This window comes from Rudaea sp. (assembly GCF_036383415.1).
Classification (GTDB): domain Bacteria; phylum Pseudomonadota; class Gammaproteobacteria; order Xanthomonadales; family Rhodanobacteraceae; genus Rudaea.
This window is the reverse complement of the sequence record NZ_DASVOK010000494.1, coordinates 1-3,212: the sequence shown is the minus strand read 5'-3', so window position 1 is coordinate 3,212 and position 3,212 is coordinate 1. Positions and strand designations below refer to the sequence as shown.

Genomic DNA, 3,212 nt, shown 5'->3' with positions numbered 1-3,212 from the left:
CCGATCGGGACGATGTGATGCTGCTTGAGGAAGCGGATCGACATGGCCACGTTCTGCGGCGGCGCGTCGGGAAACTCCTTCGCGGTCACCAGCGGCAGGCCCATCACCTCGCTCAAGGCATCGCCCATCTCGCGTTCGGACACGAGGCCCAGACGCGTGAGCAGCGGAACGAGATTGCCCTCGCCGTTTTCTTCCAGCAACCGCTTCGCCCGCAGAAGGTCGTTTTCCTTCAGGCGACCGCGACCGACGAGGTACGCACAGATGCGCTCGTCCAGTGTTTCGTTGTGCCCCTCGAGTGGAGAGGTTGGCAATGGTTGTACGGCCGACATGATCGTTAATTCCCCTGCTGCCGCGTTTCGACCGCGGTCTCGCGATTAGGTTCCGCCGCCGCAGCGAGCGGCGGGCGCGTCAGCTCTTCGATGAACGGCCGGTTCAGCAGGATCCACAGCGCCGCCGGCACGAGCGGCGGCAGGATCAGATAACCGAACTGGTAAGCCAGCGCGATCACCTCCAGCGAATAGCCCAGCTCGTGCATCTTCGCCGTGCCCTCGGGCAATTGCAAACCGATCACCTTGAACGTTTCCGCGACGACGCCGAAGGCCTGGACCAGCCAGAGCATGACGAAGCCCGCACCGATCTGGGCGAAGCGCTGCCACGTCGAAAGCGGCGTCGCCATGACCAGGCCGGCGAACAACGGCACGCTGTAACCGTAGATCATCGGGTTGAGCGCGAAATCGAAGAACGCGTACTTCGGCGCGCCATCCTTGACCGCGTTGTAGATGACGTTGCTGTTGACCTGCATCCAGTCGCCATGGTGCGCGATCAGCTGCCCGGTCGCCTGGTTGATCTCGTCGGCGCCGACGATCACATCGAGGTACAGGCCCGGCCAGACATGCACCAGCGCGAGCTTGGCGAGCTGGATGACCGGCCAGGCGAACTGCGCGCGGAACGCGAACCAGAGGAAGAACGCGAACGGCAGCCAGAGCACGGCCGCGAGCATGAAGCGCCGGAGCGGAGAAATCGTCATGCGCGTTCAGCAGACCCAGACGCGCGCATTGCGGAACATGCGCATCCATGGCGAATCCTCGCCCCACTCGCGCGGCGCCCATGACATCTGCACGCTGCGGAACACGCGCTCGGGATGCGGCATCAGCGCGGTGACGCGGCCGTCCGCCGCGGTGATGCCGGCGAGGCCAGCCGGCGAACCGTTCGGGTTGAGCGGATAGGCTTCGGTCGCGCGACCGTAGTTGTCGACATAGCGCAGGCTGACCGCGGTGCGCTTCACATCACCGCTTTTCGCGAACTCGGCACGACCTTCGCCATGCGCGACCGCGACCGGGATGCGCGAGCCGGCCATGCCCTTGAAGAACAGCGACGGCGATTCGACCACTTCGAGCGTGACCAGACGCGCCTCGTACTGCTCCGATGCATTGCGCTCGAAGCTCGGCCACGCCTCGGCGCCGGGGATGATTTCCTTCAACGCCGCGAGCATCTGGCAGCCGTTGCACACGCCGAGCGCGAACTTGGTCGGATCGGCGAAGAATGCGGCGAACTGGTCGCGCAACTTCGCGTTGAACAGGATCGAGGTAGCCCAGCCGCGACCCGCGCCGAGCACGTCGCCGTAGGAGAAGCCACCGCAGGCGGCAAAGCCGCGGAAATCCTTGAGCTTGTGTCGGCCCGATTGCAGGTCGCTCATGTGCACGTCGTAAGCATCGAAACCCGCGCGCGTGAACGCCGCCGCCATCTCGACCTGGCCGTTGACACCCTGCTCGCGCAGGATCGCGATCTTCGGTCGCGCGTCGGTATGGATGTACGGCGCGGCGATGTCGTCGGCCGGATTGAATGTCAGCTTCGGCGTGATGCCCGGATCGCCGTCGTCGCTGCGCAGGCCGTCCTCGTCGCGCGCGCTCTGCGGATTGTCGCGTCGCGCCGCCATCTGGAAGCTCGTCTCCGACCACGCCGCCATGAGGTCTTCCCATGGCCAGCGCGCGAGGCGCTCGCCACCGAGCCAGAGCTTCACGCGCATGCGTTTGTGCGGGCTGGCGCAGAAGTTCGCGAGCTTGTCGAGCCCGTGCTCGGCGAGCAGGGCGAGGAATGCCGCGCGATCGCTCGCGCGGATCTGCACGACCGCGCCGAGCTCCTCGGAAAACAACGAAGCGAGAATCGCCTCGCCCCAGCCGTTCATCTCGACGTCGAGGCCGCAGTGCCCGGCCAGCGCCATTTCGATCAGGGTGACGAGCACGCCGCCGTCGGCGCGATCGTGGTAGGCAAGCAGCAGGCCCTGCGCATTCGCCTTCTGGATCGCGGTGAAGAAATTCTTCAATCGTTGCGGATCGTCGACATCGGCCGGCAGGCCGCCGCCACGGTTGTAGACCTGGGCGAGCATCGAGCCGCCGAGGCGGTTCTTGCGCGCACCGAGATCGATCAGCCACAGCTCGGTCTCGCCCGCATCCGTACGCAGCTGCGGCGTCAGTGCCTGGCGCACGTCGGTGACGCGCGCGAATCCGGTGACGTTGAGCGATACCGGCGACACGGTTTTCTGCTTGCGCCCGTCGAGCTGCCACACCGTCGCCATCGACAGCGAATCCTTGCCGACCGGAATCGAGATGCCGAGCGCAGGGCACAGCTCCATGCCGACCGCCTGCACCGCGTCGAACAGCGCGGCGTCCTCGCCGGGCGCAGCGACCGCAGCCATCCAGTTCGCCGAGAGGCGGATCTCGCCGATGTCGGCGATCGGCGCCGCGGCGAGATTGGTGATCGCCTCGCCGACCGCGAGCCGCGCCGAAGCCGGTGCCGACAGCACCGCGACCGGCACGCGCTCGCCCATCGCCATCGCCTCGCCCGCGTAGCCGTCGAAATCGGCCAGCGTCACCGCGCAGTCGGCCACCGGCACCTGCCAAGGGCCGACCATCGGGTCGCGCGCACAGAGACCGCCGACCGTGCGATCACCGATCGTGACGAGGAACGATTTCGAGCCGACCGCCGGCGCGCGCAGCACGCGCTGCAGCGCATCCTCGAGCGCGATGCCGTCGAGGTCGGGCACGATATCGAGACGCTGCGGCTTGCGCCTGGTGTCGCGCTGCATCTTCGGCGCCTTGCCGAACAGCACGTCCATCGGCAGATCGATCGGCTGCGCCTGCTGATTCGCCGCATCTTCGAGCAGCAGCAGGCGTTCGGCGGTGACTTGGCCGACGACCGCAAAAGGGCAGCGC

General features: G+C 66.8%; 2 protein-coding genes and 1 pseudogene. All 3 read right to left on the bottom strand.

Going from position 1 to position 3,212, the window contains the following annotated elements; all coding sequences use genetic code 11:
• A pseudogene (locus tag VF497_RS17910) lies at positions 1–329 on the bottom strand (type II secretion system protein GspE); the annotation flags it as partial.
• A gap of 5 nt (positions 330–334) precedes the next feature.
• The gene (locus VF497_RS17905; RefSeq protein ID WP_330891316.1) at positions 335–1,027 is read right to left on the bottom strand and encodes an exosortase H-associated membrane protein; all 693 of its coding nucleotides are present in this window, start codon (positions 1,025–1,027) and stop codon (positions 335–337) included.
• Between the two features lie 6 nt (positions 1,028–1,033).
• Positions 1,034–3,212, bottom strand: a 2,179-nt coding sequence (gene purL / locus VF497_RS17900) for a phosphoribosylformylglycinamidine synthase (protein ID WP_330891314.1), incomplete at its 5' end; no start/stop codon positions are given.

What these genes read in the sequence shown, in the direction of transcription:
- VF497_RS17905 (WP_330891316.1), bottom strand. Translation starts at nt 1,027, where the DNA reads ATGACGATTTCTCCGCTCCGGCGCTTCATGCTCGCGGCCGTGCTCTGG.